This window comes from Zavarzinella formosa DSM 19928 (assembly GCF_000255705.1).
Lineage (GTDB): Bacteria > Planctomycetota > Planctomycetia > Gemmatales > Gemmataceae > Zavarzinella > Zavarzinella formosa.
Map to the genome: position 1 here is coordinate 1 of NZ_AIAB01000509.1, position 4,307 is coordinate 4,307.

8 protein-coding genes and 1 tRNA gene are annotated in these 4,307 nt (G+C 65.7%); all 9 read left to right on the plus strand.

Annotated elements, in window-relative coordinates:
• The first annotated feature begins 35 nt into the window (after positions 1 to 35).
• Positions 36 to 108, plus strand: a tRNA-Met gene (locus BGIM_RS0100240).
• 36 nt (positions 109 to 144) lie between these two features.
• Positions 145 to 735 carry a hypothetical protein gene (locus BGIM_RS0100245; protein WP_020467848.1) on the plus strand — a complete coding sequence of 197 codons (591 nt, stop codon included), beginning with the start codon at positions 145 to 147 and terminating at the stop codon, positions 733 to 735.
• An 11-nt stretch (positions 736 to 746) separates the two neighbouring features.
• A complete protein-coding gene (locus tag BGIM_RS0100250) occupies positions 747 to 1,127 on the plus strand; it encodes a hypothetical protein (RefSeq protein ID WP_020467849.1) in 381 nt (126 codons plus the stop codon).
• Positions 1,127 to 1,576, plus strand: coding sequence for a hypothetical protein (locus tag BGIM_RS0100255; RefSeq protein ID WP_020467850.1), 450 nt, complete (start codon positions 1,127 to 1,129; stop codon positions 1,574 to 1,576). Before BGIM_RS0100250 ends, BGIM_RS0100255 begins: the two co-directional genes overlap by 1 nt.
• Positions 1,576 to 2,097 carry a hypothetical protein gene (locus BGIM_RS0100260; protein ID WP_020467851.1) on the plus strand — a complete coding sequence of 174 codons (522 nt, stop codon included), beginning with the start codon at positions 1,576 to 1,578 and terminating at the stop codon, positions 2,095 to 2,097. Before BGIM_RS0100255 ends, BGIM_RS0100260 begins: the two co-directional genes overlap by 1 nt.
• A gap of 3 nt (positions 2,098 to 2,100) precedes the next feature.
• Positions 2,101 to 2,586, plus strand: a complete 486-nt coding sequence (locus BGIM_RS0100265; RefSeq protein WP_020467852.1) for a hypothetical protein — start codon at positions 2,101 to 2,103, stop codon at positions 2,584 to 2,586.
• Positions 2,587 to 2,627: 41 nt separating this feature from the next.
• Entirely contained in the window at positions 2,628 to 3,062 is a 435-nt protein-coding gene (locus BGIM_RS0100270) for a hypothetical protein (RefSeq protein ID WP_020467853.1), read from the plus strand.
• Entirely contained in the window at positions 3,059 to 3,334 is a 276-nt protein-coding gene (locus BGIM_RS0100275) for a hypothetical protein (protein WP_020467854.1), read from the plus strand. Before BGIM_RS0100270 ends, BGIM_RS0100275 begins: the two co-directional genes overlap by 4 nt.
• 9 nt (positions 3,335 to 3,343) lie before the next feature.
• Positions 3,344 to 4,307, plus strand: a 964-nt coding sequence (locus tag BGIM_RS47815; RefSeq protein ID WP_040887359.1) for a phage tail tape measure protein, incomplete at its 3' end; no start/stop codon positions are given.

The following is a 4,307-nucleotide window of genomic DNA, read 5'->3' on the forward strand; positions in this document are numbered from 1 at the left end:
GCTTCGAGACCCACCGGGGCCATCAGTGATGTGTTTGCAGGATGGGGAAGCGGTCATCCCGCCGGGTTCATAACCCGGAGAGCGTCGGTTCGAGTCCGGCTCCTGCGATTGATTGGACAAGACGGATTTACTCGGGAGCGTCATATGCAGGCATCCATCACGGTAGACGCCAGCTTCGGCGGCAAAACCGTCCGGCAGTCGAAAACGATCAACGCCGACGGCGGCATTGTCATCGATCCGACGCTGGCCGCCGCGAAGACCGGCAGCCTGACCACCCGCACCGACGCCGACACCGGCGTGGCCACGATGGAGGCCGGCCACGGCATCGCCAGCACGAACCGGGTCGACCTCTACTGGAACGGCGGCAAGCGAATCGGCATGACGGCGACGGTGGCCGCCAACGCCGTCACGCTGGACGGCGGCACGGGCGACAATCTCCCGGTTGTCGGCACGGCGGTGAGCGCGATGGTGCCCCAGTTGGAAACGCTGGAGGTGGCCGACCCGTCTCGGATCAAAGGCATCGCGGCGACTTGCTCCGCAAGGGCCACGGTTGTGTTGCGGGATGACGCGCCGGCGGTGGTTCTCCAGGCCGACGTGACGGACACCGCCGATTACATATGGGACGGAACCGGATCGAACACGGCCGAGTCGGCCGACAACCTGGCTGACGTGTATCTGTCTCACGGCGATTCCACGGGTTCCCGCCAGGTCAGCCTGGTGGTCATGCTGAATTAAGGATCTCTGACATGGGCAAAAACATGATGGCCGCCGGCGCCGCCTGGCTCCGGAAAATGACCGCCGAACACGCCTCCGAATCCGTGACGTACTCACGGGCCGGCGTCGGTTCGGTGGTGATTCCCGACGCCGTGATCGGACAGACCGCCTTCCGAACGAGCGACACCGCCAAGTCCCGTCTCGAATGGGGCGACTGCGACCTGATCGTGTCGGCTGCCTCGCTGGTCATCGGCGGCCAGGCGACGGAGCCGAAGAAGAACGACCGGTTCGTCCGGATGATCAACGGCGCGCCGGTCGAGTTCGAGGTTCTCGCCCCGACCGGCGAGCAACCATGGCGTCACAGCGACCAGTTCCGGACGCATTACCGGATTCACGGAAAGAGGGTGGCGTGATGCCGGCCCGGATCGTCGCCCTGGCCGACGCGGTCGCGTCCGCGATCGCCGCCAGGTTTCCGGACGAGACGGTCACGCGGTCTTATCTGGACGAGGCCGAGCTGTCGGAGATCACCGGCCGGATGATTTACGTCCATCCCGGCCCGTGGGCCGAGGTCGAGCCCGCCACGCGGGAGCAGAAGTGGCGGGACTTCACCATTGAGGTGGTGATCCGCGACCGGCACACGGCCGCCGGGACGCTTCCCGATTCATGGGTCGACGACCGGATGGCGTTTGTCGAGGAGGTCTGGGCGTTCGCCGGCGACGAGAGGGACGCGGCCCTGGGCGAGGCGATCGGCGACGCGATCCCCAACGCCACGGAGGTCACCGTCCCCTATGAGCCGGACTACCTTCGGGACTTCAAGGTATTCCAGGCCGAGTTCACGGTGACCTATCGGGAATTGAAATAATGGCCGGCGAGGCGACGATCAACGGGCGGCAGGGGGTGTTCTTTGACTCGCCCATGATGCGGGCGATGGCCGACCGGGCGACGATCCGGTCGTTGTCCCGTTGCGGCGCCTACGTGATGACCGCCGACAAGTCGTCGATCCGGTACACGACCAAACAGGCGCCGGCCCCCGCGGGCCAGCCTCCGTTCGCCCGCCGCTCGGAGCGGTTTTTGCGGACGACGACGAACAAGAAGACGGGCGTTGAGAAGACACGGGCGGCCAGCCCGATCAAGGAACTCATCCGCTTTGGCTACGACCCCCGAAGCAAGTCCGTGGTGGTCGGCCCGGAGGATTTCCGGAACGCGGCGACCAGGGGATACAAGGTTCCGGCCGCCCTGGAGGAGGGCGCCACGGTGACGATCCGGCGCCGGGGCAAGGCCCGCCGGATCAGCATCGGCAGGCATCCGTCCGTGAAACCAGCGTTGAAAAAAGTCGCCCCGAAGTTCGCGGGGACGTTTAAGGGATCGATCAAGAGGGGTTGAATCATGGCCAAGGCCAAACTCGGATTGCTGGCGACACTGTACCGCAACACCGGAACCTACGAGGCTCCGATCTGGAGCCCGGTCACCGGCATCTCGGATTTCTCGGTCAACCCGACGATGGACGAGGGTGATGCCTCCGGCAAGGGGGACGGCGGACTGGCCGCCTCGGAGCCGACGCTGCTTCACCTGGAGTTCACCGGCAAGATCCGGGAGGACGAGAGCAACGGGGCGTTCACGGTGTTTGAGAACGCCTTTTACGGCCGGACGGCCCTTGACCTGCTCATGCTGAGCGGACCCAAGGAAACGGTCGGCTCCCGGGGCCTGCGGGCCGACTTCAAGTTTTTCAACTGGACCCAGGACCAGGGATTGCCGACCGTGTTGTTCAACGACTTCACGATCAAGCGGGTGATCGGCAACCCGGTCCAGCGGGCCGTCATCAATAGCACGGACGTGGTGACTTACACGCCGGTGTCGGTGACCGCCTCGTAAACGCCGGACGGTCCGAAAGAAACCAGGGGGATGCGAACATCATGGCGAAGCTCAAGGATTGCCGGGACCGGGAATGGGTGTTGCGGATCACCAACGGGGACATCGAGCCCGTGAGGGATCATTGCGGGGTCGAGCTGAACAAGCTCCTGGCCAACCTCAATCAATTCGCCGAACTGCTCTATGGCGATCCGGTCAGCCTCGGGAAAGTGATCTGGATTCTGTGCGAGGAGCAGGTCAAGGAACGCGGCCTTTCCGAGCGGGAGTTCGGCAAGGGGTTTGACGGGCCGACGATCGACCGGGCCGCGACGGCGTTGATGGAGGCGGTCGCCGATTTCTCCCCGAGGTCGCCGGTGGGTCAGGCGATCAAGAAGGGCTGGACCCGGATTCTGGAGGCGGCGGACAGGAGGACGACGGCCAGAATCGACGAGGCGGTCGAGAAGGCCCTCCGGGAGATGGGCCAGACCTCTGGCCCGTGATCCTTGACCTGGCCGGCATCGTTGGCGTGGATTACCGGCCGCTGACGTTTCGCTCCCTGCTGCGGATGGCCGACGCCAGGCGGCATGAGCAGTGGCTGATGGCGGCATGGCAGGTCTCCTGGATACGCGGAGCCCTCACCGGCGAGCGGCTGGTTCCCGACGACATCACGCCGTTTCGCCGGCGGATTCAACCCAAATCCCCGCTTCACATCGCCGCCGAAAGCCGTCAGGGCTGGGCGGCGGTCAACGCCTTTTTCGGGCTCAACGACTGAGGGCCGGTAATGTCGCTTCGTTGGTTCATGTCCCCGGTCGGAGTCCGCTGCTTTCTGGCCGCCCAGGGCGGGGGCGGCGGCGGTTCCTCGGCCATCCGGGCCGGCTCGGCTTTCGTCGAGCTTTTCGTCAAAAACAACCTGCTTTATCGCGGACTCGACGCGGCCCGGGGCCGGGTGAAGGCTTTCGGCGATTTTCTGGCCCGGCTCGGCGGGGCCTCGCTCGGCTTCAAGACGCTTCTCTCGCCTCTCCAGTCGGCGGTCGACCAGCTCGCCGAAACCTCCAAGCAGGGCGACATCGCCGCAGCCTTCGGCCTGACCGCCGAGTCGGCGACCCGTCTGTTCGGGGTCATGAAGGCCGTCGGTTCGGACACCCGGGACGCGACCGAGGGGCTTGTGACGCTCGGGCAGCGGGTCAAGGACGCCCTGTCCGGAAGCAGCCAGGAGGCGAATCAACTGTTCGACTCGCTTGGCGTCGGGGCCGAACAGTTCGAGGGTCTCGACCCGGCCAAACAGTTTTACCTGATGATTGACTCGCTAAAGAAAGTGCAGGATCCCGCCACGCGAGTGCAGTTGCTCTTGAAGGCGTTCGGCGAGGACACGGGCAAAAACCTCATCTCCACGCTGGCCCTCTCGCAGGAGGAGATGGCCCGGCTCGGCGACACTTTCGAGATGTCGGCCGCCGACATGGAGGACGCGCGCAAGGCCAGTCGGGAATTCACCGTCGCCTCGGCGACCCTCGGCCGGATCTGGCAGTCGCTGGCCGTGGCCGTCGCCCCGGTGGTGTCGGAGTTCTCGGCCGCCTTCTCGGACGTGGCCAAGGAAGCCATCGGCTTTGTGCGGGAGTATCGACCGCTCGTCGGGCTTGTCCTGAAGGGGGCCGTGGCCTTCGCCGGGGCCGGGGCGGCCCTGGTGGTCATCGGCCAGGTGGTGAGCATGACGGCCGGGGCGGTCGGCCTTCTTGCCTCCGGCGTCG

Bases quoted from the DNA above. Each gene is read 5' to 3' on its own strand.
- BGIM_RS0100270 (WP_020467853.1), top strand. From the start codon at position 2,628: ATGGCGAAGCTCAAGGATTGCCGGGACCGGGAATGGGTGTTGCGGATC.
- BGIM_RS0100260 (WP_020467851.1), top strand. From the start codon at position 1,576: ATGGCCGGCGAGGCGACGATCAACGGGCGGCAGGGGGTGTTCTTTGAC.
- BGIM_RS0100255 (WP_020467850.1), top strand. From the start codon at position 1,127: ATGCCGGCCCGGATCGTCGCCCTGGCCGACGCGGTCGCGTCCGCGATC.
- BGIM_RS0100265 (WP_020467852.1), top strand. From the start codon at position 2,101: ATGGCCAAGGCCAAACTCGGATTGCTGGCGACACTGTACCGCAACACC.
- BGIM_RS0100250 (WP_020467849.1), top strand. From the start codon at position 747: ATGGGCAAAAACATGATGGCCGCCGGCGCCGCCTGGCTCCGGAAAATG.
- BGIM_RS0100245 (WP_020467848.1), top strand. From the start codon at position 145: ATGCAGGCATCCATCACGGTAGACGCCAGCTTCGGCGGCAAAACCGTC.